At 70.1% G+C, this 22,491-nt stretch carries 26 protein-coding genes; 22 read left to right on the top strand and 4 right to left on the bottom strand.

What is annotated here, in order from left to right:
- Positions 1–20: 20 nt before the first annotated feature.
- From ACZ7NC_RS29435 to ACZ7NC_RS29370, 14 genes are all read left to right on the top strand, one after another.
- Positions 21–830 carry a hypothetical protein gene (locus tag ACZ7NC_RS29435; RefSeq protein ID WP_471492581.1) on the top strand — a complete coding sequence of 270 codons (810 nt, stop codon included), beginning with the start codon at positions 21–23 and terminating at the stop codon, positions 828–830.
- Positions 831–903: 73 nt separating this feature from the next.
- Positions 904–1,611 (top strand): Flp pilus assembly protein CpaB, encoded by a 708-nt coding sequence (gene cpaB, locus ACZ7NC_RS29430; protein ID WP_471492513.1) that lies wholly within the window; start codon positions 904–906, stop codon positions 1,609–1,611.
- A gap of 9 nt (positions 1,612–1,620) precedes the next feature.
- Positions 1,621–2,886, top strand: coding sequence for an AAA family ATPase (locus tag ACZ7NC_RS29425; RefSeq protein WP_471492512.1), 1,266 nt, complete (start codon positions 1,621–1,623; stop codon positions 2,884–2,886).
- Between the two features lie 50 nt (positions 2,887–2,936).
- Positions 2,937–3,257, top strand: a complete 321-nt coding sequence (locus ACZ7NC_RS29420) for a pilus assembly protein (RefSeq protein WP_471492580.1) — start codon at positions 2,937–2,939, stop codon at positions 3,255–3,257.
- Between the two features lies 1 nt (position 3,258).
- Positions 3,259–3,630 carry a TadE/TadG family type IV pilus assembly protein gene (locus tag ACZ7NC_RS29415; RefSeq protein ID WP_471492511.1) on the top strand — a complete coding sequence of 124 codons (372 nt, stop codon included), beginning with the start codon at positions 3,259–3,261 and terminating at the stop codon, positions 3,628–3,630.
- A 12-nt stretch (positions 3,631–3,642) separates the two neighbouring features.
- Positions 3,643–4,980 (top strand): CpaF family protein, encoded by a 1,338-nt coding sequence (locus ACZ7NC_RS29410; RefSeq protein WP_471492510.1) that lies wholly within the window; start codon positions 3,643–3,645, stop codon positions 4,978–4,980.
- A gap of 9 nt (positions 4,981–4,989) precedes the next feature.
- Positions 4,990–5,937: a type II secretion system F family protein gene (locus ACZ7NC_RS29405; RefSeq protein ID WP_471492509.1), complete on the top strand. Its 948-nt coding sequence runs from the start codon at positions 4,990–4,992 to the stop codon at positions 5,935–5,937.
- Between the two features lie 16 nt (positions 5,938–5,953).
- Positions 5,954–6,853: a DUF5936 domain-containing protein gene (locus ACZ7NC_RS29400; protein WP_471492508.1), complete on the top strand. Its 900-nt coding sequence runs from the start codon at positions 5,954–5,956 to the stop codon at positions 6,851–6,853.
- 21 nt (positions 6,854–6,874) lie between these two features.
- Positions 6,875–8,218 carry a sensor histidine kinase gene (locus tag ACZ7NC_RS29395; protein WP_471492579.1) on the top strand — a complete coding sequence of 448 codons (1,344 nt, stop codon included), beginning with the start codon at positions 6,875–6,877 and terminating at the stop codon, positions 8,216–8,218.
- A complete protein-coding gene (locus ACZ7NC_RS29390; RefSeq protein WP_471492507.1) occupies positions 8,215–8,973 on the top strand; it encodes a response regulator in 759 nt (252 codons plus the stop codon). The genes ACZ7NC_RS29395 and ACZ7NC_RS29390 overlap by 4 nt, the downstream gene beginning before the upstream one ends.
- A gap of 133 nt (positions 8,974–9,106) precedes the next feature.
- Entirely contained in the window at positions 9,107–9,304 is a 198-nt protein-coding gene (locus ACZ7NC_RS29385) for a Flp family type IVb pilin (RefSeq protein ID WP_147993430.1), read from the top strand.
- Positions 9,301–9,915, top strand: a complete 615-nt coding sequence (locus ACZ7NC_RS29380) for a pilus assembly protein TadG-related protein (RefSeq protein WP_471492506.1) — start codon at positions 9,301–9,303, stop codon at positions 9,913–9,915. The genes ACZ7NC_RS29385 and ACZ7NC_RS29380 overlap by 4 nt, the downstream gene beginning before the upstream one ends.
- A gap of 34 nt (positions 9,916–9,949) precedes the next feature.
- Positions 9,950–10,528: a hypothetical protein gene (locus tag ACZ7NC_RS29375; protein WP_471492505.1), complete on the top strand. Its 579-nt coding sequence runs from the start codon at positions 9,950–9,952 to the stop codon at positions 10,526–10,528.
- Positions 10,529–10,535: 7 nt separating this feature from the next.
- Complete coding sequence (locus ACZ7NC_RS29370) at positions 10,536–11,165, top strand: OmpA family protein (protein ID WP_471492504.1); 630 nt, start codon at positions 10,536–10,538, stop codon at positions 11,163–11,165.
- A 31-nt stretch (positions 11,166–11,196) separates the two neighbouring features.
- Here ACZ7NC_RS29370 and ACZ7NC_RS29365 read toward each other — a convergent pair whose 3' ends face one another.
- Positions 11,197–11,562, bottom strand: a complete 366-nt coding sequence (locus ACZ7NC_RS29365) for a DUF192 domain-containing protein (RefSeq protein ID WP_471492503.1) — start codon at positions 11,560–11,562, stop codon at positions 11,197–11,199.
- A gap of 70 nt (positions 11,563–11,632) precedes the next feature.
- Here ACZ7NC_RS29365 and ACZ7NC_RS29360 point away from each other — a divergent pair, with 70 nt between their 5' ends.
- Together ACZ7NC_RS29360 and ACZ7NC_RS29355 are read left to right on the top strand one after the other, a co-directional pair.
- The gene (locus tag ACZ7NC_RS29360) at positions 11,633–12,511 is read left to right on the top strand and encodes an LLM class flavin-dependent oxidoreductase (RefSeq protein ID WP_471492502.1); all 879 of its coding nucleotides are present in this window, start codon (positions 11,633–11,635) and stop codon (positions 12,509–12,511) included.
- 63 nt (positions 12,512–12,574) lie between these two features.
- The gene (locus ACZ7NC_RS29355; RefSeq protein WP_471492501.1) at positions 12,575–13,063 is read left to right on the top strand and encodes a GNAT family N-acetyltransferase; all 489 of its coding nucleotides are present in this window, start codon (positions 12,575–12,577) and stop codon (positions 13,061–13,063) included.
- Here the strand turns inward: ACZ7NC_RS29355 and ACZ7NC_RS29350 are convergent.
- On the bottom strand, positions 13,048–13,545 hold the full coding sequence (locus tag ACZ7NC_RS29350) for a DinB family protein (RefSeq protein WP_471492500.1): 498 nt from the start codon (positions 13,543–13,545) through the stop codon (positions 13,048–13,050). The two genes, ACZ7NC_RS29355 and ACZ7NC_RS29350, sit on opposite strands and share 16 nt — an antisense overlap.
- Positions 13,546–13,596: 51 nt before the next feature.
- On the opposite strand from ACZ7NC_RS29350, the gene ACZ7NC_RS29345 reads away from it, so the two are divergent.
- The 5 genes from ACZ7NC_RS29345 to ACZ7NC_RS29325 all read left to right on the top strand — a co-directional run bounded on the left by ACZ7NC_RS29345 (position 13,597) and on the right by ACZ7NC_RS29325 (position 20,282).
- A complete protein-coding gene (locus ACZ7NC_RS29345) occupies positions 13,597–14,382 on the top strand; it encodes a class I SAM-dependent methyltransferase (RefSeq protein WP_471492499.1) in 786 nt (261 codons plus the stop codon).
- An 804-nt stretch (positions 14,383–15,186) separates the two neighbouring features.
- Positions 15,187–15,960, top strand: a complete 774-nt coding sequence (locus tag ACZ7NC_RS29340) for an isoprenyl transferase (protein ID WP_471492498.1) — start codon at positions 15,187–15,189, stop codon at positions 15,958–15,960.
- A gap of 344 nt (positions 15,961–16,304) precedes the next feature.
- On the top strand, positions 16,305–17,630 hold the full coding sequence (locus ACZ7NC_RS29335) for a PhoH family protein (protein ID WP_471492497.1): 1,326 nt from the start codon (positions 16,305–16,307) through the stop codon (positions 17,628–17,630).
- 400 nt (positions 17,631–18,030) lie between these two features.
- Positions 18,031–18,744 (top strand): aggregation-promoting factor C-terminal-like domain-containing protein, encoded by a 714-nt coding sequence (locus tag ACZ7NC_RS29330; RefSeq protein WP_471492496.1) that lies wholly within the window; start codon positions 18,031–18,033, stop codon positions 18,742–18,744.
- Between the two features lie 137 nt (positions 18,745–18,881).
- Positions 18,882–20,282 (top strand): AI-2E family transporter, encoded by a 1,401-nt coding sequence (locus ACZ7NC_RS29325; RefSeq protein WP_471492495.1) that lies wholly within the window; start codon positions 18,882–18,884, stop codon positions 20,280–20,282.
- A gap of 24 nt (positions 20,283–20,306) precedes the next feature.
- Here the strand turns inward: ACZ7NC_RS29325 and ACZ7NC_RS29320 are convergent, their stop codons facing one another.
- Together ACZ7NC_RS29320 and ACZ7NC_RS29315 are read right to left on the bottom strand one after the other, a co-directional pair.
- Positions 20,307–20,846, bottom strand: coding sequence for an alkyl hydroperoxide reductase (locus ACZ7NC_RS29320; RefSeq protein WP_471492494.1), 540 nt, complete (start codon positions 20,844–20,846; stop codon positions 20,307–20,309).
- Between the two features lie 5 nt (positions 20,847–20,851).
- Complete coding sequence (locus ACZ7NC_RS29315) at positions 20,852–21,406, bottom strand: peroxiredoxin (protein ID WP_403459832.1); 555 nt, start codon at positions 21,404–21,406, stop codon at positions 20,852–20,854.
- 135 nt (positions 21,407–21,541) lie between these two features.
- Between ACZ7NC_RS29315 and ACZ7NC_RS29310 the strand changes: the two genes are divergently transcribed.
- On the top strand, positions 21,542–22,489 hold the full coding sequence (locus tag ACZ7NC_RS29310) for a LysR substrate-binding domain-containing protein (RefSeq protein ID WP_471492493.1): 948 nt from the start codon (positions 21,542–21,544) through the stop codon (positions 22,487–22,489).
- The last annotated feature ends 2 nt before the right edge of the window (positions 22,490–22,491 follow it).

The raw sequence follows: 22,491 nt of genomic DNA, 5'->3' as shown, positions 1-22,491 counted from the left end.
TTGCCGTGACCAGCGCCGACATGGCGCTGCCGGCACAGGACGAGCGAACCGTGCCCGCCATCGTGCTTCAGGACCTCGACCGGGAGCCGCTGGAGCGGTCGTTGGCGGGCATACAGACGCTGATCGAGCAGCACGGGCATGTGATCGTCGTCTGCTCGCAGGCCGCTTCCCGGGGCGTACAGCAGCGGCTGCACACCGTACGGTCCCTGCTGGAGAGCGACCGTATCGCCGTGTTCCGGCCCGAACTGCCCCCGCTCGGCCTCGCCGTCCTCGCCCGCCAGCTGCGCCAGCTGGCCTCCTGCGACCTCAGCCCCGGCATCCTCGCCTCGGCCGGCCGGCTGCTCACCCACTACATCCACGCCGGAGCGCTCCTCGGCTCCGTCACCAAGCTCGACCGCGTCCCCGTCGACCTCAAGTCGCACGCCAAGTCCTGGATGCCCGGCAGCCAGTTCGGCGTCCTCGCCCACCCGGGGCCGCAGCTCGTCCGCATCGCCCCGGGCGTCACCCTCCCCGGCCCGGAGTTCGGCACCTCGATGCTGGTCGCCCAGGGACAGCTGCAGTCCGACTGGGTCACCGCCACCCTGGCCAAGTCCTGGAACGCGCAAGGTCTGCGCGAGGTGGTCCTGCCCGCCGAGTCGGCGACCTGGTGGGGGACGGCCAAGCTGATCGAGTTCTGCGCCTATCTGCCCGATCTGTCGGTGCTCTACCAGCTCGTCACCTCCGTACGGCAGAACTCCTGTCACTGGTGCGGTATCGACGTCATCGGCGACCGCTGCGTCTTCTGCTCCGCCGTCCCGCCCACCCACGAGCAGCCGGCCCGCGCAGGCTGACCGGACCCGGCCGCCGAGGCCGCCCCGACTCCGACCGCCCCCGACCGATTCCCCCAATGAGGTTGCACGGCTCATGAACTCCCGTCAGCGCCGCGGCGTGATACTCCTGCTCCTGTCGGTCGTCTGCGCCCTCGGTGCCTTCGCCGGCGTCCTGTCCGTCATCAGCGACGTGAAGTCCAAGGTCGGGCCGGAGGTCACCGCCTACCAGCTCAAGAGGGACGTCGCCCCCTACACACCGCTCAGCGCGGGCCAGTTCGAGAAGATCGAGATGCCCGAGCGGTGGCTGTCGAAGAACGCGGTCACCGATCTCCGCGAGATCCGGGGCAAGATCGCCGTCACGACCCTCAAGTCGGGCTCCCTGCTCCAGAGCGACATGATCGTCGACCAGCCCGCTCTCCAGACCGGCGAGCAGGAGCTCGCCATCATGATCGACGCGGCGACCGGTGTGGCCGGCAAGATCACCGCGGGCTCCAAGGTCAATGTGTACGCCACCTTCGAGGGCGCACGCGACTCGGATCCGGACCAGTCCCGGCTCATCGTGGAGAACGCCCGGGTCATCGACGTGGGCGAGCTGACCTCGCTGAAGCCCGACGAGGACGACCAGGGCCGGCAGCCCACCGAAGCCGTGCCGATCACCTTCGCCCTCGAACCGATCGACGCCCAGCGCCTCACCTACGCCGAGTCGTTCGCCGACGAGGTCCGGCTCGCCCTGGTGGCACCCGGCGCCGACTCCGACATCCCCGCGACGAACCGCACGTACGAACTCGCCAAGGACAAGTGAGAGGCCCCCATGCCCACGAGGATCCTCCCGGCCGTCGGCGACGCGGACGCGGTCCGGTCCCTCACGACGCTGCTCAGCCAGCTCCCCGACGCCGAGCCGATCGCCCCGGTGACCGACTCCACCCAACTCGTCGACACCCTCGCCCGCCTGGCCGCCGAGTCCATCGACGAACTGCCCGAGGTCGTCGTCGTCCACGAGCGCATCGGCCCCGTCCCGGCCCTGGAACTCATCCGCGAGGTCGCCCTGCGCTTCCCGGCGGTCGGCGTCATCCTCGTCACCTCCGACGCCGGCCCCGGCCTCTTCCAGGCCGCCATGGACTATGGCGCGCGAGGTCTGGTGGCCCTGCCCCTGAGCTACGAGGAGCTGGCCAGCCGGGTCAACGTGGTGGCCCAGTGGTCCATGGGCGTACGGCGGCATCTGGGCGCCGGCGGCGATGTGTTCAGCGGCGTCGGCGGCACCGTGGTCACTGTGAGCGGCGCCAAGGGAGGCGTGGGGGCGACCCTCACGGCCATCCAGCTGGCCCTCGCGGCCCAGGCCTCGGGCCGCAGCGCCGCCCTGCTCGACATGGACCTCCAGACCGGTGACATCGCGTCCTACCTCGACATCCAGTTCCGCCGCTCGGTCGTCGACCTCGCCGCCATCAACGACATCTCGCCGCGCGTGCTGGCGGACGCGGTGTTCCGGCACGACACGGGCGTGGCGCTGCTGCTCGCGCCCGGCGACGGCGAACGCGGCGAGGAGGTCACCGACCGGGCCGCCCGCCACATCGTCAGTGCCCTGCGCTCCCGCTACGAGGTCGTCGTCATCGACTGCGGCGCCCAGCTGTCGGGCGCGAGCGCGGCCGCCGTGGAGATGGCCGACACCGCCCTGCTCGTCACCACCCCGGACGTGGTCGCCGTACGCGGCGCCAAACGCACCGTACGGATGTGGGACCGCCTGCAGATCCGCAAGGCGGAGGAGACCACGATCGTCGTCAACCGCCACACACGCGGTACGGAGATCCAGCCCGCCCTGATCCAGCGCATCACCGGCACGGGCATCGCCGCCACCGCGATCCCCGCCAACTTCAAGGAACTCCAGGGCGCGGTCGACGCCGGCCGGGTGCATGAGCTGGACGCCAAGAGCACGGTCAAGCAGGCCCTTTGGGCGCTCGCGGGCGAACTGGGGCTGGTCAAGGGCACCGAGGGGGCCGTACAGCAGCGCCGCAACGGCAGGGCGCGGGGCGCGGACCGGGCGGCACTGACCTTCCGCAGGCGGAAGGAAATAGGGCGGTGAGGGGGCGGTTCAGGGACGACCGGGGTCAGGTGACCGTCGAGTTCCTCGGGATGATGCCGCTGATCATCCTGACGCTGGTGCTGCTGTGGCAGTGCGTGCTGGTGGGGTACACGTTCACGCTCGCGGGGAATGCTGCGGACGAGGCGGTGCGGGCGGGGACGGCGTCGGAGGGACAGTCGGCCTGCCAGGAGGCAGGGCTGGAGCACCTTCCCGACGCATGGCAGGGGGATGCCGGAGTGCAGTGCGGCGCGAGCGGCGGTTTCGTCACGGCTGATGTGACCCTCCGGGTGCCCGTCCTCTTCCCCGGCTCGATCGGCTTCCCGTTCACCGTCGAGGGCCACGCGGGGGCCGTGCAGGAGGAGAAGGACTGAGATGCCGTACCGGCTCTTCTTCCGTCGTGAAGGCCGCGACCGCGGCCAGGTCGCCATCGAGTACCTCGGGTTCATCCCGATCCTGATCCTCGTCGCCATGGCGGGCGTACAGATCGGGCTGATCGCCTACACCGCCCAGCAGGCGGGCACGGCGGCCAGGGCCGGGGCGCGCGCCGCGTCGCTCGACCCCGGCGCCGCGCAGGAAGGGTGCCGGACCGCGGTCAGCAACTGGCTCGCCGACGGAACCGCATGCTCGGAGGCGCCCGGCGGCGACCAGGTCACCGTCACCGCCACCGTCCAGATCCCGTCGATCGTCCCCGGCTGGAACTTCGACGCCGCCCAGAAGACCGCGACCATGCCGCTCGACCACTGAACGAGGATCCACATGAGCCTGAGGTCACGCATCAACTCCCCCGAGGAGCACGGCAGCCGGGGCGAGGACGGCCACCTGGTCTCCTCCTACCGGGCCAAGCTGCTGGAGGAGATCGACCTCGCGGAGATGAGCTCGCTGGCCGCGGCCGAGCGCCGGGCCCGCCTGGAGCGGGTCCTCGGGCACATCATCAGCCGTGAGGGCCCGGTGCTGTCGACGGTCGAGCGCTCGCAGCTGATCCGCCGGGTCGTCGACGAGGCGCTCGGTCTCGGCATCCTGGAGCCGCTCCTCGAGGACGCCTCCATCACGGAAATCATGGTCAACGGGCCCGACGCGATCTTCGTCGAACGAGGCGGCCGCGTCGAGCAGTTGCCGCTCCGCTTCCCCTCCCACGACCAGCTGATGCAGACCATCGAGCGGATCGTCTCGACGGTGAACCGACGGGTGGACGAGTTCAACCCGATGGTGGACGCCCGGCTGCCCTCAGGCGAGCGTGTGAACGTCATCATCCCGCCGCTGTCCCTGACCGGCGCGACCCTGACGATCCGCCGCTTCCCGCACTCCTTCACCCTGCACGAGATGACCGGCCTCGGCTCGCTCGACGAGCCCATGGTGTATCTGCTCGCCGGGCTGGTGCAGGCGAAGTTCAACATCATCGTCTCGGGCGCGACGGGCACGGGGAAGACCACGCTGCTCAATGCCCTTTCGGGGTTGATCCCCGAGACCGAGCGCATCATCACCATCGAGGACTCCGCCGAACTCCAGCTCCAGCAGGGGCATGTGATCCGTCTGGAGTCCCGCCCGCCGAACGTCGAGGGCAAGGGCCAGGTCACCATCCGCGACCTGGTCCGCAACTCCCTGCGGATGCGCCCCGACCGGATCGTCGTCGGTGAGGTCCGCGGCGGCGAGTCCCTGGACATGCTCCAGGCGATGTCGACCGGCCACGACGGCTCGCTGGCCACCGTGCACGCCAACAGCGCGGAGGACGCCCTGATGCGCCTGAAGACCCTGGCGTCCATGTCCGACGTCACGGTCCCCTTCGAGGCCCTGCACGACCAGATCAACAGCGCGGTCGACGTGCTCATCCAGCTGACCCGGTTCCCGGACGGCGCCCGCCGGATCACCGAGATCGCGATCCTGGACAGCCACGGGGCGGAGCCGTACCGCCTGGCGACCGTCGCCCGCTTCAACGCCCAGCCCATGACACCCGACGGCCGCGTCCACGGTGCCTTCGCGTACTACCCGCTCCCACGCCGCACCGCCGACCGCCTCTACATGGCGAGCCAGCCGATACCCCAGGCCTTCGGCGTCGCCCAGACCCCGCTCGAACTCGCGACCCGAGAAGCCAGGTAGGACCCGCCCATGGACCTCCAGACCCGCATCACGCTCACCACCGGCATCGCGCTGCTGACCTGCGCGCTCGCCGTGCTGGGCGTCCACGCATACGCCGCAGGGCGGGCCCGGCGCCAGGCCCTGGTCGAGCGCCTGACCGCCACCGGCCAGCTCACCGGGGCCGGCGGCCGACGCCGCCGCTTCGTCGACCTGGACCGCCGACTGCGCCGTACGAAACTGGGCAAACAGCTCGAACTGCGGCTGGTGGCAACGGGCCTGGACGTCACGCCGGGCGAGTTCTTCGTCTACATGCTGGCGACGGTGGCGGGCCTGTGGCTGATCGGCCAGGCGTCACTGGCCCCCTTCTTCGGCCCGATCGCGGGCCTGCTGGGCGTCTGGGCCGCGGTCCAGTTCCTCAACTGGCAGCGCCAGAAGCGCATCGAGAGGTTCATCAACCAACTCCCCGAAATGGCCCGCATCCTGGCGAACGCGGCGCACGCGGGCCTGGCCATGCGCACGGCCATCGGCCTGGCGGCCGAGGAGCTGGAGGCCCCGGCCGGCGAGGAACTGGCCAAGGTCTCCAACCAGCTGGCGCTGGGCGCCTCGATGGACGACGCCCTGGGCGAACTCGCCGAACGCCTCCCGTCCCGCGAACTGGTCGTCCTGGTGACCACGCTGGTCCTCTCCAACCGGGCCGGCGGCCAGGTGGTGAGCGCGCTGCGGAACCTCACGGAGACGCTGGAGGAGCGCAAGGAGACCCGGCGCGAGGTCCGCACCCAGCTCTCCCAGGTGAGCATGACGTCGTACGCGGTCCCGGTGCTCGGCATCGGGTCGCTGTTCCTGATGAACGGGGTGAAGGACGGCGCCCTCGACCGCATGACGGGCTCGCCGCTGGGCCAGGCCGCTGTGCTCACCGCGTTCGGACTGTACGCGGTCGGCTTCATCCTGATCCGCCGGCTTTCCCGGATCGACGTCTGAGGGCGGGGGACGGCTGATGGAACTCGGAATCGGACTTCTGCTCGCGACGGTCATGGCGCTGAGCGTCTGGGGCGTCTTCGCCGGCATCCGCATGTACCGGGCGGAGACCAGACTGCCCAGCGATCTCGCGCTCGCCCTGGAGGTCGGCGCCACCCGCACCGGCGCCGTGGACTCGCTCATCGACCGCATGGGCATGCGCTACGCCCCCGCCGTACTGCGCCTCATGGGCCCGAAGCTGGTGGCCAAGTACCGCCGCAGGATCGACCTCGCGGGCAACCCCGGCGGCCTGACCATCGACCGCTACGCGGCCAGGCGCGCGGTGTACGGCTTCCTGGGCGCGGTCGGCTTCCTGGTGTTCCTGCTGCGGGGGCAGTTCCTGGTGGCGTTGCTGCTGCTGGCGTTCGGCGCCTTCTGGACGGAGGTCGGCATCTGGTCGGCGATCCGGATCAGGAAGGACGAGATCGAGCGCACCCTGCCGGACTTCCTGGACGTCCTCGCGGTCGTGGTCAGCGCGGGCCTCGGCTTCCGCCAGGCCCTGGACCGGGTCGCCTCGAAATACGAGGGACCCTGGGCGGACGAACTCCGCATCACCCTGCGCCAGATGGACCTCGGCATGAGCCGCCGCCAGGCCTTCGCCGAGCTCCGCAGACGCAACGACTCCGAACAGGTGGCGATGTTCGTGACGGCCCTCCAGCAGGGCGAGGAACTGGGCGCGCCGATCGTCGACACGCTGGTGGCGCTGGCGAAGGACATGCGGCGTACGGATGCGCAGAACGCGCGGCGGAAGGCGGCGCGGGCGGTCCCCAGGGCCACGCTGATGATCACGACGTTCATGGTTCCGGCGACGATGATCCTGCTGGGGGCGGGACTGCTGCTGGGGTCGGGGACGGACTTCGGTTCGCTGACGGGGGAGTAGGGGGGAGGGGCCGTGGCAGGCATGCCGTTGAGGGTGAGATCGGGGGCCGGGGGCGCGAGGTTCGGCCTCGGGCTGCTGCGCGGCCGGCGCCCCGCCGCGGACAGCTCCGGGGAGCCGGACCGGTCCGCGCGGATCCCGCTCCAGGTCAACGCCCTCCAGGCGATGTGCCGCCAGGTCTTCGGCTTCCGGCTCGCCATGATCGCCCTCTCGGCACCCGGGGCCCTGCTGGGCGCGGCGCCCGGCCTGGGCACCCGGCTGGTGGGCGCCGCGGTCGTCGTCACGTTCATGGGCTCCTACGCCCTGTTCCGCGACTGGGAACGCTTCGGCCCCCTCCTCCTGCGTCACCCCACCCTCCTGGCGGCGGACACCCTCTTCACATCCCTGCTGCTGATCTCCGCGGGCCCGGACACCACCCTGGCCTACGTCAGCGTCTGCACCCCGCTGCTCGCCGGGATCGTCTACGGCTACCGGGGCGCCGCGGTCTTCGCGAGCGTGCAGTCCCTGATCCTGCTGCTGGCCTACGCGATCAACACCGACGCCCGCTCGGCGGGCCTGGCGGACAAGCTCCTGCTGCCGGGCCTCTGCGTCATCACCGGCGCGCTCGGCTCGTCCCTGCGCAACCTCATGCTCCGCTTCGGCACGGCGACCGAGGCCCTCACCACGGTCCAGGCGCGCCTGGCGGTCACGCAGGCGGTGAGTGCGGAACGGGCCCGGCTGGCCCGCGAGATGCACGACTCGGTGGCGAAGACACTGCACGGCGTGGCGCTGGCGGCCGACGGCCTCGCGGTCTCGGCCGCGGCGACCCCGCTGGACGCGGCCCGCATCGGACAGCAGGCGGAACTGGTCTCCCGCTCGGCCCGCAGAGCGGCGGCGGAGTCCCGGGAACTCCTGGCGGACCTGCGCCGCGAGTCCGACCCGGACCGATTGACGGACGTGACACCCGAACTGGCCGAGCAGACCAGGGACTTCACCGCGCGGACGGGCGTATCGGCGACCTACGACACCACGGGCGACGCCCCCGCGCCTCCCGTTCCGCCCGCCGTGGCCCGCCAGCTCCTCACCATCACGGCCGAGGCCATGGAGAACGCCCACCGCCACGCGAACGCGACCCGGGTCGACGTACGGGCGGGCGTCCGGGGCGAGGTGCTGTGCCTGACGGTCCGGGACGACGGGCAGGGCCTGCCGCCCGGCACCACCCTCGACGACCTGCGCCGAACCGGCCACTTCGGCCTGCTCGGCATGGCCGAACGAGCCGCGTCGATAGGCGCCCGCATCCACTTCGGCAAGGGCACCCACGCCCGTGGCACGGAGGTCCGCCTGGAACTGCCCCTGGCGGCCCTGACGACGACGAAGGCGACCCCATGAACACGTCGGAATCACCCCCGCCCGCCACGCCGCCCCTACGGCTGGTCGTGGCCGACGACAACCCGGTGGTCCGGGCGGGCCTGACGGCCCTCCTCTCCACGCACGCGGACATACGGGTCGTGGCCGAGGCGGCCAACGGCCACGAGGCCCAGGAGGCGGCCCGCCGCCACCGCCCCGACGTGATCCTCCTGGACGTACGAATGCCGGGCATGGACGGCATCGCGGCACTCCCACTCCTCGTGCGTATCGCCCCGGTGCTGATGCTGACGTACAGCGGGGAGTCGGAGACGGTCCGCGAGGCGCTGCGCCGGGGGGCCGCCGGCTATCTGGTGCACGGCGAGTTCACGACGGACGAACTGCTGGAAGCCGTACGGGATGTCAGGCGCGGCAGGCCACGGCTGACGCCCACGGCGGCGGCTGCGGCTGCGGTGTCATCATCGCTCGCGCTAGCAAACGATGAACTCCCAACTGTTACAGGGAATTCCGCAGAATCGCTTTCGCAAGTGCAATCGGCTGTGGGACAGTCTTCGTCGTATCGGTCGCTGTTCCGGCTGAGCAGGAGGGAGGCGGAGATCATGGACCTCATCGCGGCGGGCATGAACAATCAGCAGATCGCCGCCGCCTGCTTCATCAGCGAGAAGACGGTCAAGAACCACATCAACCGGATCTTCGCCAAACTCCACAGCACGAGCCGTGCGCAGGCCGCCGCCAAGTGGCTGGGCACGGCGCCGGGTTCACACCCGGGACGGAGCTGAGCGGCGATGACACAGCGATGGTTTTCGGCCGGGGCCCGCGATTGGGCCCAGGGACCCTCTGGTGTTCGGGGTATGCACGCCTACGTTTCTCCCGATACTTCTCACAGGACTTGCGAGCCCAGAGGGGAACACCATGAGCAACTGGATCAACACCACCGTCGAGTACCTGCGTTCCCGCGCCGTACGGGACGACAAGGGGCAGACGGCGGTGGAGTATCTGGGCATCATCGCGGTGGTGGTGGCGATTGTGCTGGCCATTACGGGGACGGACATCGGGCAGACGATCTTCAACGCGATCACGGACAAGATCACAGAAGTCACCGGCGGTTGACGAGGCCCCGAAGGCACAACGACGCAGGGCAGGCCTTCCCCATCTACATCACGGTGGTGGCGGGTCTGCTCTTTCTCGCGTTCGCGTACCTTGCGGTCGGCCAGGCCGCGGCCAATCGGAACGGCGCCCAGACAGCCGCCGACGCGGCGGCGCTGGCGGCGGCGCAGGAGACCCGGGACCAGTTGGCGGGGGACTGGTTGGAGGTCGTGGCGGACCCGGCGAAATGGCAGGACATCCTCGACGGCGACACCGCGGTGTTCGACGGTTGCTGGCGGGCGGACGAACTCGCGGCCCAGAACGACGCCGAGGTCCAAGGCTGCGGAGCGGCGGAGCCGTTGGGCTACAAGGTCGATGTCAAGACCAACAAGCCCGTCGGCGACTCCATCGTCCCCGGCACACAGGACAAGCGCTCGACGGCGACAGCCACCGCCGTGATCGAGCCTCTGTGCACGTTCGATCTCCCCGGCGAGGACGCTGACGACGGTGACGGCAACGACACCCTGCCACTGCCGCAACTCACCTGCGAGGACAAGAACTGGGACCCGGACCCGGAGGACCCGATCACCCTCCCGCACCCCGAGGACCTCTTCGACGTCCATCTGGCCGACTGACAAGCGAACGACGAATGACGAAGGAAGCAGAGGCATGAGCATTCGGTTCACCACGAAGGCCCGTAGGGGGATGGTCGCGATGACCATCGCGGCCGGACTGGCCCTCGGTGCGGCCGGCTGCGGCAGTGGAGGCGACGACAAGAAGCCGGAGGCTTCGCCGTCCGCGTCCAGGACCGGCGGATCCGATCCGAGTGCTCAGGAGGGGCAGCCGGGTGATCCCTTGGCCGAGTTGAAGGGCCCCAACGGCCTTGTGCTCCAGATCACCTCCGCCTCCCGGGACGCGGGTGGATTCATCACGGTCAGCGGCGAACTGAACAACGACGGCGACAAGACACTGGCGATCCCCGCGCAGTTGAGCGGCAACGAGACCGAGATCATCAGGAACGGCCGGTCGCTGGGCGGAGCCACACTGGTCGATTCCAAGGGCAAGAAGCGCTACTACGTCCTTCGGGACACCGACGGCCGCCCGCTCACCACAACGGGCATCTCATCCATCAAGTCGGGCGAGACCATCCCGGTGTTCATGCAGTTCCCGGCCCCGCCCACGGACACGGCCGACGTGTCCCTCCAACTGCCCATGTTCGCGCCGGCCGACATCACGATCTCCGGGTGAGGCCCAAATGACCCGCACCCCCCGCCTCGCCCTCACCCTCACCGCCGCCACGATCATGGTCGCCGCCAACGTCCTCGGCGCCACCACGGCCGACGCCGCCGACGACCCCAGCGTCCCGCCCGGCACCGAGGCCACCGCGGCCGCTCCCGTCGAGGTGGACGCCAACGACCCCGACCTGAAGCTCCCGGAAGGCGCCACCCTCGCCGAACCCAAGGTCCTGGACATCAAGCAGGTCGTCGAGGACCAGAGCGGTGAGGAACGCCGGGAGGACACCAACGCGGACGTGAAGTTCGCGCTCCAGGCCGAGGTGCTGTTCCCCAAGGACAGCGCGAAGCTGACCGGCGAGGCGAAGGCCCGTATCGCCTCGATCGCGGAGGAGATCAAGACCCAGAACGCCACGCGGATCCGCGTCTTCGGCTTCACCGACAACCTGGGCTCCTCGGCCCACGGCGACGTCCTGTCCAGGCAGCGCGCCAACGCCGTACAGGGAGTCCTGGACTCGGAGCTGAACGACTCGACGGTCACCTACGAGGTCCGGGGCTACGGCGAGCAGTACCCGATCTCCTCGAACGCGACGGAGGCGGGCCGCAAGAAGAACCGACGGGTGGAGGTCTCGTTCCCGCGCACGGAGGGCTGACCCGGCGGCGACGGGGGACCCCACCAGGACCTCACCCCACGTCCACCGTCACCCGCACCCCGACCCGCACCCCCCACCCGGCCATCGCCCCCGCCTCCGCCTCCAGCACATGCCGGGAGCGCGGCCGGGGCAGCCCGAGCCGCCCCGGCCGCATGGTGCGTACGGCGATGACGTTCAGCCGACGGTCGAGATAGGCGACGTCGATGGGCATGCGCATCCGGAACGTGTGCACGCCGCCGGCCGGCGTGAGCAGCATCGCCCCGTCGACGGCATCCCGCCCCAGCAGCCCCTTCGTACGCGCCCGGTACGACGAGGCGACCTCCAGGGGAACCGACACATCGCCCCGCTCGCCGTGCACGACCAGCGCCCCGTGCCCGTCACGCCATCGTCGCGCCATCCTCGGCCGCCTCCCGCCACTGCAGAATTCCCGGTTGTCCGGCCAGTGTTACCCGGGTAGGAAAGGCCTCATGACTGGACTTGGCGCGGTGTTCCGTCCCCAACTCGCCCCCGAGCGGCTTCGCAGCGTCGCCCGACTCGCCGACGAGGCGGGCCTGGAGGAGCTCTGGCTCTGGGAGGACTGCTTCCGCGAGGGAGGGATCTCCACCGCGGCGGCCGCCCTCGCCTGGACCGAGCGCGTCAAGGTCGGCATCGGGCTGCTGCCCGTGCCGCTGCGCAACGTCGCGATCACCGCCATGGAGGTCGCCAGTCTGTACCGGATGTTCCCGGGGCGGCCGATCCTCGCCGTGGGGCACGGTGTGCAGGACTGGATGGGTCAGGTCGGAGCGCGGGCCGAGTCGCCGATGACCCTGTTGCGGGAGCATCTCGACGCGCTGCGGGCCCTGTTGCGCGGGGAGCTGGTGACCGTCGAGGGGCGGTACGTCAAGCTCGACGACGTCGCCCTGGACTGGCCGCCCGCCGAGCCGGTGCCCGTCATCGCCGGCGCCACCGGACCCCGCTCGCTGCGGCTGGCCGGTGCCTCCGCCGACGGGACGCTGCTCACCGCCTCGACCCCGCCCGAGGGCGTGCGCAGGGCGCGGCAGCTCATCGACGAGGGGCGGGAGTCGGCGGGACGTGCCGGTGGCGAGCCGCATGAGGTCGTCGTCTATCTGCTCACCGCCACCGGGGCCGACGGGCCCGCCCGGCTAAAGGCCGAGCTGGCGGCCGAGGGGGTCGCCTCCGTGCCCGATCTCGGGGTCGCCGGGGACGCCGGAGCCGTGGCGAAGGCCGTGCAGCGGCTCGCGGACGCCGGTGCCGACACCGTGGTGCTCCAGCCGACGGGGGACGAGCCCGACCCGGAGGCGTTCGTGCGGTTCGTGGCGGAGGAAGTGCGGCCGCTGGTGCCGTAGCGCGTCGGTCGGCGAGGCGGCGGCGAGGGGGCGTTGTCCGTGCCCGCTGCCACACTCCGACGCATGAGCGTTGACCCGAGCATCGACACGGTGGACGTAGGCATCCGCGAGGTCCTGGACGCTGACCTGGAGGCCTTCCTCGCCTACGAGCACGACCCGGAGGCCCTCCGGCGGTCGAGGTTCACACCCCGGCCGCGGGACGCGTTCATGAAGCACTGGCGGACCAGCGTGCTCGGTGACGAGACCTGTCTCGTGCGGACCGTCACGGTCGGGGACGAGGTGGCCGGCAACGTCGTCTCCTGGTGGGACGGCGACCGCCGCTTCCTCGGCTACTGGCTGGGGCGGCCGTACTGGGGCCGGGGCGTCGGCACCAGGGCCCTCGCCCTCTTCCTCGGCACGGAGCGGACCCGCCCCCTGTACGCCGACCCCTTGCACGCCAACACCGCCTCGGTACGCCTCCTCGAACACCACGGCTTCCAGCGGGCCGGCACCCTCCACCACGGCGAGGACGAGCATGTGCTGCTCGTGCTCCCCGGTCAGCCCGGCCGGTGATCCCCCATCGCCCCGTCGATCAGCTCGCGCACGATGTCCATATGGCCCGCGTGCCGTGCCGTCTCCTCGATCATGTGGACGAGTACCCACCGCAGCGACACCTCGGCGTCCCGCCACGAGGGCTGCCCCAGGTCCGTCAGCGACCGTTCGGCGATCACGCGGTCGGCGGCGGCCCGCGCACGGCCGTAGAACTCGATGATCTGCTGTGTCGTCTCGCCCTGGTCCGCCCGCATGTCCTCGTCGCTGTACGGGTCGAACCACAGCGGCTCCACCTCGCCGCCGAAGGCCGAGACGAACCAGCCGTACTCCACCGAGCCGAGGTGCTTGACCAGCCCCAGCAGGCTGGTGCCCGTCGGGGTCATCGGGCGGCGCAACTGCTCGTCGTCCAGGCCCTCCAGCTTCCACACCACCGCGTCCCGGTGCCGGTCGAGGCTCTCCCGGAGCGTTGTCTTCTCATCCGCCGTGTACGTCGAGTTCGTCATGGCGCCGGAAACTAGCAGCGGCCACTGACAGCGCCCTGCGATCATGACCGGATGGGACAGGACAGCAGGTCGTTCGAGGAGCTGGTCGCCGAGGGCGCCGCCGTCCCCACCGAGGGCTGGGACTTCTCCTGGTTCGAGGGGCGGGCCACCGAGGCGCGGCCCTCATGGGGGTACGCGAAGTCCCTGGGCCGGCGGCTGGCCGGGGCCGGCTCCGCGCTCGACATCCAGACGGGGGGAGGGGAAGTCCTGCACTTCGCCCTCGCCGAGGCCCCGAAGGCCCCGCCGCTCACCGTCGCCACCGAGGGCTGGCCGCCCAATGTCACCAAGGCCACGGCCCTGCTCCGCCCGTGCGGCGTCCCGGTCGTCGCCTCGCTGGACGACGCCCCGCTGCCCTTCGCGGACGGTGCCTTCGACCTGGTGTCCAGCAGGCATCCGGTGGAGCCGCACTGGCAGGAGATCGCCCGCGTCCTCCAGCCCGGCGGCACCTACTTCGCCCAGCACGTCGGGCCCCACAGCGTCTTCGAGCTCGTCGAGTACTTCCTCGGACCCCAGCCCGCCGAGGTCCGCGACGGCCGCCACCCCGACCGCGAACGTGCCGACGCCGAGGCCGCGGCGCTGGAGATCGTCGATCTGCGCGCCGAGGAACTGCGCATGGAGTTCCACGACATCGCCGCCGTCGTCCACTTCCTGCGCAAGGTGGTGTGGATGGTCCCCGGCTTCACCGTCGAGGCGTACCGTCCCCGACTCCGCGCTCTGCACGAGCGGATCGGGTCCGAGGGCCCGTTCGTCGCGCACAGCACCCGCCACCTCTTCGAGGCCCGCAAGCCCGCCTCCTGAGCCGGCGCCGGAAGTTCCCAAGCCGACCGGTGCAAACCGTGCATCCATGCGCGAAAGCCTCCGGCCCCCTGCGCATCCAAGGGACCCTCACCTTTTCCACATTGTTATGGCGGCCGACTCGCTTCGCCTTCACCCCTCACGTAAGTTCAGACCAAGGTAATTCGCGTACGCAAAGCCGTGCGGCGGCACCGCGCGGTGGAGGGGGCTGCGCGGTGCCATGCGACGGAACGGCCCCCTGTTGGACGCGCGTCGCACCGAAACCGCTTCCACTCCGCGTGCTCCCGTGCGCCGTCAAGCGCACGTTCGCGGTCGGGGTCACCCGGGTGGGGGACGTGCGGACAAGTCGCCAGGCAGGCCTCAAGGGACGCCAAATCCTCCGGATCCGGTTGTATCTCACCCGTTTCCCCTGGGAATCCGCCCTTGGCCCGCCATGAATCCGCCATGAAAGAGCCGTTTCGTGGCCACCGGCCCGTCGCCGAGCGATTTCGGAGAGTAGTTGTGGCACGCCGATGCACGCAGCATCACTTACGAAGGGTTATGGTGGAAACCCCCCCTCGGGCCGGTCCGTCTCCCCCCCACGGACCGGCCCGTTTTTTCTGCCCGCATCGAGGGGGCTTCCTGCCGCCGGTGGCCCCACCCAAGGGGCGCGGGGAACTGCGCGACCAGCCCCCACCGACCCGCGGCCACCCACGCCCCCAGGCGCCCCCCACCCTCCTGGCGCCCCCCACCCGAGGCACACGGCCCAAGCCCCGCAGGGGTACGCTTCGCCGGAGGGGACCGCCATACGGAGGGGCTGACGAAGACGTGAACCTGCGCGACAAGCTGCGCGGCCTGCTGGTCAGGTTGTACGCACGCCGGGTCGAGGGCCACCTGGACCACGCTCAGGTGCCCAAGCACATCGGCGTCATCATGGATGGCAACCGGCGCTGGGCGAAGGCCTCGGGTTCCACCACCGTGCACGGTCACCGGGCGGGTGCCGAGAAGATCGAGGAGTTCCTCGGCTGGTGCTCCGAGACCGACGTCGAGGTCGTCACCCTCTGGCTGCTGTCGACCGACAACTTCGACCGGCCCCAGGACGAGCTCGGCCCGCTCCTCGGGATCATCGAGGACGTCGTACGGACCCTCGCCGCGGACGGCCGCTGGCGCGTGCACCACGTCGGCACCCCCGACCTGCTGCCCTCGCCGATGCAGACCGCGCTGAAGGAGGCCGAGGAGAGCACCGCCCACATCGACGGGATACTGGTCAACGTCGCCATCGGCTACGGCGGCCGCCAGGAGATCGCCGACGCCGTGCGCTCGATGATCGTCGACGCCCACGACAAGGGCACCTCGATGGAGGACCTCGCCGAGTCCGTCAGCGTCGACCTGATCGGCCGCCATCTCTACACCGGCGACCAGCCCGACCCCGACCTCGTGATCCGCACCAGCGGAGAGCAGCGGCTGTCCGGATTCATGCTGTGGCAGACGGCCCACTCGGAGTACTACTTCTGCGAGGTCTTCTGGCCGGCCTTCCGCAAGGTGGACTTCCTGCGGGCCCTTCGCGACTACGCGGCCCGGCACCGGCGCTACGGCGGCTGAGCATCTTCCGGCGCCCTCGTCGACGTATAAGGGCGCGGTAAAACCGACTCTCTCCGGGACAGAAGTAACAAGGAGTTCACCAGCGCGCCGTCATATGCGCTGGCATGGCGCCGCATGTTCGAGGGCATAAGCCAAGCAGGTCGACACCCGAACCACGGGTGTCGTATCTCAGCGGGCGGCGCCGGAGCCGTCCGCCCGGGAGGCCCTTTGCACCAGCCCCACCGTGCGGTCACGGCACGGAAGAAGACGCGGGGGGCCGGTTTTCGGCCCGTGCACAGCGGCCGACGACCGGTCCAGCCCCACTCCGTCGCTCCCCGACCTCATCCGAGGGGGTACGTCCTTCCGTGGTGACCAGCACAAAGCGCCACAAGCCAGACCGGCGCACCTACGTTCTCGACACCAGCGTCCTGCTGGCCGACCCGAACGCTCTGAACCGCTTCGACGAACACGAGGTCGTGCTCCCCGTCGTCGTGGTGACGGAACTGGAGGCCAAGCGGCACCATCCCGAACTCGGCTACTTCGCCCGGCAGGCGCTGCGCCTGCTCGACGAGTTCCGGGTGAAGCATGGCCGTCTCGACGCCCCGATTCCGATCGGGGATCTCGGCGGGACCGTCCGTGTCGAGCTCAACCACTCGGACCCCAGCGTGTTGCCCACCGGCTACCGCCTGGGGGACAACGACTCCCGCATCCTCGCGGTCGCCCGCAATCTGCAGGCCGAGGGGTTCGACGTCACTGTCGTCTCGAAGGACCTGCCGCTCAGGATCAAGGCCTCGTCGGTCGGTCTCCTCGCCGAGGAGTACCGCGCCGAGCTCGCCATCACGGACTCCTCCGGCTGGACCGGAATGTCCGAACTGACCCTGCCGGGCGAACAGGTGGACATCCTCTTCGAGGAGGGCCACGTCTACGTCCCCGAGGCCGCCGACATGCCGGTGCACACCGGACTGACGATCCACTCCGAGCGCGGCAAGGCGCTGGGCCGGATCACACCCGAGGGCAACGTCCGGGTGGTGCGCGGCGATCGGGAGGTCTTCGGCATCAAGGGCCGCAGCGCCGAGCAGCGGATCGCCCTCGACCTGCTGCTCGACCCGGACATCGGGATCGTGTCCATGGGCGGCCGGGCCGGCACCGGCAAGTCGGCACTGGCGCTGTGCGCGGGTCTGGAGGCGGTGCTGGAGCGCCGTCAGCACCAGAAGGTGATGGTCTTCCGGCCGCTGTACGCGGTGGGCGGGCAGGAGCTCGGCTATCTGCCCGGCACCGAGGCCGAGAAGATGAGCCCCTGGGCGCAGGCGGTTTTCGACACGCTGTCCGCGGTCACCAGCCGCGAGGTCATCGAAGAGGTCACCGCACGCGGCATGCTGGAGGTGCTGCCCCTCACCCATATCCGCGGACGCTCGCTGCACGACGCGTTCGTGATCGTGGACGAGGCGCAGTCGCTGGAACGGAATGTCCTGCTGACCGTTCTGTCCCGAATCGGCGCGAATTCAAGGGTCGTTCTGACCCATGATGTGGCCCAGCGGGACAATCTGCGGGTCGGGCGCTACGACGGTGTCGTCGCCGTCGTGGAGAAGCTGAAGGGACATCCGCTCTTCGCCCATGTCACGCTGACGCGGTCCGAGAGGTCCCAGATCGCGGCCCTTGTGACCGAAATGCTGGAGGACGGGCAGATCTGACCCAAGTGCTCAACTTGCGGTAGCTACTCGTTGGTTGGCGCCGTTCGGAAAGGCAGTGAGCCTATCCGGGCGGCGCCTTGGCGTGTGCGGCTTTCCTTAAAACCCCTGGCACAAACGAGGTGTGAGCTTTCACACGCAACACAGAATTGCCTTGCGGCATCCGGGTGCGGCAGAGTCTCCATCCTGTCAGGCCCCGCATACGACACACCTGTACCCCCAGCGGTACGGAACCACAGCAGCACCACAACCAACTGCATAGCGCCGTCGTATGCCGCCCGAGTCATCACGCGGTGCTCCTCGCGGAGGAGTTGCCCATCGGGTCCGTGCCTCCCGTGACCCCGCAGTTGGGAGGCCAGCGCCAGGGGCACGATTGCGTCCGCCAGGGTCACCGAAGCGGACGATGCTGGAAGGAAACCGTGTGAGTCCGATTTCGGTCAGGGGATTCGCAGTGGCCTCTGCCACCGCGGTCACCGCTGTCGGAAGCGTCGTCGGCGTGGCCTCGGGCAGCACCGCGCAGAACAACGACGCCGAGGCGACGGCAGCCGATTCGACGCTCCTCGCGGACATACCCGCGGGCCAGCAGGCCCAGGTGCAGACCGAGTCCCTGTCGACGCAGGCCGATGTCCAGGCCATTGCCGCGGACGCGAGCGCCAAGAAGGACGCTGAGGAGGCCGCCCGCAAGGCTGCCGCCCAGACCGCGATCGAGAAGAAGGAAGCCGCCGAGAAGGCCGAGAAGGCGGCGCAGGAAGCCAAGGAGCGTGAAGAGGCCGAGGCGAAGGCCTCCCGGTCCTCCTCCGCCGACTTCCCCGTCCAGAGCTCGTACACCGTCGCGCAGATCCAGGCGATGGCGCGTTCGATGGTGCCGAGCGACCAGTTCCAGTGCTTCAGCAACATCGTGGACCACGAGTCCAGCTGGAACTACCAGGCGGTCAACGCCTCGTCGGGCGCCTACGGACTTTTCCAGGCCCTGCCCGGTTCCAAGATGTCGTCCGTCGGCTCGGACTGGCAGACGAACCCGGCCACCCAGATCAAGTGGGGCCTGAACTACATGAACGAGCGCTACGACAGCCCCTGCGGCGCCTGGAGCTTCTGGCAGGCCAACAACTGGTACTGAGCCCGCGCTCAACCTTGCAGAGCCCCTCACCGTCCTTCGGTGAGGGGCTTTCGCGCTTCTCCGGGCGGGGCCATGTACGGTCGGACGGAACGACTCCGGGGGGAGTGGTGGGAACAGGCGGGGGAAGAGGACGGATCATGTCGCGAGTGCCAGGGTGGCTCGGTCGGCTCGGTGCCGGGCTGACCGAGATGAGCGAGCGGTTGGACGAGCGCCGCGCCGCGGTGGAGCGGGAGAGCGTGGAGTACGAGCCGGAGCGGCGGTCCGACGCCGCCACGGTCACCGACGTCGAGCCCACGCCCGAACGCGCCGACACCCCACCGCCGCCCGTGGACCACGTCCCGCGGCCCCCCGACTACGCGCCCGCGGCCCCTTCGCCCCGCCCCGACCCCGCACATGTCGTGCCGTGGGGTGTACGGGTCGCGGCGGAGGCCGGCTGGCGGCTGCTGGTGCTGGCCGGCACCCTCTGGGTGCTGATGCGGGTCATCAGCGCCGTCCAACTGGTCGTGCTGGCCTTCGTCATCGCCCTGCTCCTGACCGCGCTGATGCAGCCCTCGGTGGCGTGGCTGACCCGGCGGGGCGTGCCGCGCGGACCGGCCACCGCGCTGACCGCGATCCTCGGGTTCGTCGTCATCGGACTGCTGGGCTGGTTCGTGACCTGGCAGGTCATGGAGAACATCGACAACCTCTCCGACCAGATCCAGGACGGCATCGACGAGCTGCGCAACTGGCTGCTCAACAGCCCCTTCCACGTCACCGACAAGCAGATCAACGAGATCGCCGAGAGCCTCCGGGACGCGGTCGGCGCCAACACCGACGAGATCACCTCGGCCGGCCTCGAAGGCGTCACGGTCATCGTCGAGACGCTCACCGGCATTCTGCTGGCGGCCTTCTCGACGTTGTTCCTGCTCTACGACGGCAAGCGGATCTGGCAGTGGACCCTCAAGCTGGTCCCGGCCGCGGCCCGTCCGGGCGTGGCGGGCGCCGGGCCGCGGGCCTGGGCGACGCTGACGGCGTATGTGCGCGGCACGGTGGTGGTCGCACTGATCGACGCCGTCTTCATCGGCATCGGCATCTACTTCCTCGATGTCCCCATGGCCGTGCCGCTGGCCGTCTTCATCTTCCTGTTCTCCTTCATCCCCCTGGTCGGCGCGGTGGCCTCCGGCGCGCTCGCGGTGGTGGTGGCCCTGGTGACCCAGGGCGTCTTCACCGCGGTCATGACGCTCATCGTCGTCCTCGCCGTCCAGCAGATCGAGGGCCACATCCTCCAGCCGTTCATCCTGGGCCGCGCGGTCCGCGTCCATCCGCTGGCGGTCGTGCTGTCGGTGGCTGCGGGCGGCATGGTGGCGGGGATCGGCGGCGCGGTGGTGGCGGTGCCGCTGGTGGCGGTCACGAACACGATCGTGGGGTATCTGCGGGCGTACTCGCAGCAGACGGTGCCGACGAGTGCCGGTCGGAAACAACCGGCCCGTCGGGCGTCTGAGGGCGCAGCACCCAGGGACAGCGGCCCCAACGCACTGGACCCCGCCCACGAAGGGTGAGCGGGGTCCACACAACGACGGCGCCTACTCGACGTCGGCCAGCACAGCCTCGGCTTCCAAGGTGGAGCCCACGGCCTGGATCACCGACGCGATCTTGAACGCCTCCTGGACCGTCTCCCGGTCCACGCCGGCCTTGCGCAGCACCTGCTCGTGCGAGTCGAGGCACATGCCGCAGCCGTTGATGGCGGACACCGCGAACGACCACAGCTCGAAGTCGACCTTGTCGACACCGGGGTTGCCGATGACGTTCATCCGCAGCCCCGCGCGCAGGCTGCCGTACTCGTGGTCGGACAGCAGATGGCGGGTCCGGTAGAAGACGTTGTTCATCGCCATCACGGCGGCCGCGGACTTCGCCGCGTTGTACGCCTCCGGCGAGAGGTTCGCCTTCGCCTCCGGCGCCAGCTCGCGCAGCACGATCGGGGAGCGCGCGGCGATGGCCGTCGCGAGCACCGTGCCCCAGAGCTGCTGCGCCGGGAGGTCCGAATTGCCGATGACCGAGCCGAGGTTGAGCTTCAGGTCCTTGGCGTAGTCCGGCAGGCGGGACTTCAGGGAGTCGAGGGACATGTCACTCACTCTCCGGCAAGCAGCTTGACCGGGTCCAGGGTGTCCTCGCCCTTGGTCCAGTTGCACGGGCACAGCTCGTCCGTCTGGAGGGCGTCCAGCACCCGCAGGACCTCCTTGGGGTTACGGCCGACGGAGCCGGCGGTCACCATGGAGAACTGGATCTCGTTGTTCTGGTCGACGATGAAGACGGCACGCTTGGCGAAGCCGTCCTCGCCCTCGATGCCCAGATCGCGCATCAGCTCGTGCTTGGAGTCGGCCATCATCGGGAACGGCAGGTCACGCAGGTCGTCGTGGTCCTTGCGCCAGGCGTGGTGGACGAACTCCGAGTCACCGGAGAAGCCGAGGACCTGGGCGTCGCGGTCGGCGAACTCCTCGTTCAGCTTGCCGAAGGCCGCGATCTCGGTCGGGCAGACGAAGGTGAAGTCCTTCGGCCAGGCGAAGACGATCTTCCACTTGCCCTCGTAGGTCTTGTGGTCGATCGTCTCGAACTCCTTGCCCTTCTCCAGCGAGACGCAGGCGGTCAGTTCGAACTCGGGGAACTTGTCACCGACAGTGAGCACACGCTCTCCTTGCAGCGAAGAGACACCTGTTCGGTACAGGTGTCTCCCATGGGTTGGACCTTACCGATCCTGGCACAGGCTGCATTGATACGGGAAATAGCTACACTCGGTCAGGTTGATCGGAGGGATCTATCAGTGACCGTAGGTAAGAGGAGACAGCCCAGCCTCGCCCAGCTGCGGGCTTTCGCGGCCGTCGCCGAGCACCTCCACTTCCGGGACGCGGCCGCCGCGATCGGCATGAGCCAGCCCGCCCTGTCCGGTGCCGTCTCCGCCCTGGAGGAGTCACTCGGAGTGACGCTGCTGGAGCGCACCACCCGCAAGGTGCTGCTCTCGCCCGCCGGCGAGCGTCTGGCCGTACGGGCGAAGGCCGTGCTGGCGGAGGTCGGGGCGCTGATGGAGGAAGCCGAGGCGGTCCGGGCCCCGTTCACCGGTGCCCTGCGCCTCGGTGTCATCCCCACCGTCGCGCCCTACCTCCTGCCCACCGTCCTGCGGCTCACCCACGACCGGTATCCGCACCTCGACCTCCAGGTGCACGAGGAGCAGACCGCGAGCCTGGTCGACGGCCTCACCACGGGCCGCCTGGACCTGCTGCTGCTCGCGGTCCCGCTCGGGGTGCCCGGTGTCAGCGAACTCCCGCTCTTCGACGAGGACTTCGTGCTCGTCACCCCGCTCGACCACTGGCTCGGCGGCCGCGAGGGCATCCCCCGCGAGGCGCTCAAGGAGCTGAACCTGCTGCTGCTCGACGAGGGTCATTGCCTGCGCGACCAGGCCCTCGACATCTGCCGGGAGGCCGGTCGCGCAGACGCGCCGGTGACCACCACGGCCGCCGGTCTGTCCACGCTCGTGCAGCTCGTCGCGGGCGGCCTGGGCTGCACGCTGCTGCCGCGGACCGCCCTCAAACTGGAGACGACCCGCAGCAGCCAGCTCCTCACCGGCTACTTCGCGGACCCGGCCCCCACCCGCCGCGTCGCCCTCGCCATGCGGACGGGGGCGGCGCGGGGAGCGGAGTACGAGGAGCTGGCGGCCGCGTTGCGGGAGGCGCTGCGGCCGCTGCCCGTACGGGTGATGCTCGGCGAGGAGTGAAC

The sequence above is a fragment of the Streptomyces sp. NPDC111802 genome, assembly GCF_055634335.1.
The sequence above is the reverse complement of the archived record's forward strand: the minus strand, read 5'-3'. Positions and strand labels throughout refer to the sequence as shown.

Coding starts and splice junctions, on each gene's coding strand:
- ACZ7NC_RS29435 (WP_471492581.1), top strand. CDS start 21: ATGGCGCTGCCGGCACAGGACGAGCGAACCGTGCCCGCCATCGTGCTT.
- cpaB (WP_471492513.1), top strand. CDS start 904: ATGAACTCCCGTCAGCGCCGCGGCGTGATACTCCTGCTCCTGTCGGTC.
- ACZ7NC_RS29425 (WP_471492512.1), top strand. CDS start 1,621: ATGCCCACGAGGATCCTCCCGGCCGTCGGCGACGCGGACGCGGTCCGG.
- ACZ7NC_RS29420 (WP_471492580.1), top strand. CDS start 2,937: ATGATGCCGCTGATCATCCTGACGCTGGTGCTGCTGTGGCAGTGCGTG.
- ACZ7NC_RS29415 (WP_471492511.1), top strand. CDS start 3,259: ATGCCGTACCGGCTCTTCTTCCGTCGTGAAGGCCGCGACCGCGGCCAG.
- ACZ7NC_RS29410 (WP_471492510.1), top strand. CDS start 3,643: ATGAGCCTGAGGTCACGCATCAACTCCCCCGAGGAGCACGGCAGCCGG.
- ACZ7NC_RS29405 (WP_471492509.1), top strand. CDS start 4,990: ATGGACCTCCAGACCCGCATCACGCTCACCACCGGCATCGCGCTGCTG.
- ACZ7NC_RS29400 (WP_471492508.1), top strand. CDS start 5,954: ATGGAACTCGGAATCGGACTTCTGCTCGCGACGGTCATGGCGCTGAGC.
- ACZ7NC_RS29395 (WP_471492579.1), top strand. CDS start 6,875: ATGCCGTTGAGGGTGAGATCGGGGGCCGGGGGCGCGAGGTTCGGCCTC.
- ACZ7NC_RS29390 (WP_471492507.1), top strand. CDS start 8,215: ATGAACACGTCGGAATCACCCCCGCCCGCCACGCCGCCCCTACGGCTG.
- ACZ7NC_RS29385 (WP_147993430.1), top strand. CDS start 9,107: ATGAGCAACTGGATCAACACCACCGTCGAGTACCTGCGTTCCCGCGCC.
- ACZ7NC_RS29375 (WP_471492505.1), top strand. CDS start 9,950: ATGAGCATTCGGTTCACCACGAAGGCCCGTAGGGGGATGGTCGCGATG.
- ACZ7NC_RS29370 (WP_471492504.1), top strand. CDS start 10,536: ATGACCCGCACCCCCCGCCTCGCCCTCACCCTCACCGCCGCCACGATC.
- ACZ7NC_RS29365 (WP_471492503.1), bottom strand. CDS start 11,562: ATGGCGCGACGATGGCGTGACGGGCACGGGGCGCTGGTCGTGCACGGC.
- ACZ7NC_RS29360 (WP_471492502.1), top strand. CDS start 11,633: ATGACTGGACTTGGCGCGGTGTTCCGTCCCCAACTCGCCCCCGAGCGG.
- ACZ7NC_RS29355 (WP_471492501.1), top strand. CDS start 12,575: ATGAGCGTTGACCCGAGCATCGACACGGTGGACGTAGGCATCCGCGAG.
- ACZ7NC_RS29350 (WP_471492500.1), bottom strand. CDS start 13,545: ATGACGAACTCGACGTACACGGCGGATGAGAAGACAACGCTCCGGGAG.
- ACZ7NC_RS29345 (WP_471492499.1), top strand. CDS start 13,597: ATGGGACAGGACAGCAGGTCGTTCGAGGAGCTGGTCGCCGAGGGCGCC.
- ACZ7NC_RS29330 (WP_471492496.1), top strand. CDS start 18,031: ATGCTGGAAGGAAACCGTGTGAGTCCGATTTCGGTCAGGGGATTCGCA.
- ACZ7NC_RS29325 (WP_471492495.1), top strand. CDS start 18,882: ATGTCGCGAGTGCCAGGGTGGCTCGGTCGGCTCGGTGCCGGGCTGACC.
- ACZ7NC_RS29320 (WP_471492494.1), bottom strand. CDS start 20,846: ATGTCCCTCGACTCCCTGAAGTCCCGCCTGCCGGACTACGCCAAGGAC.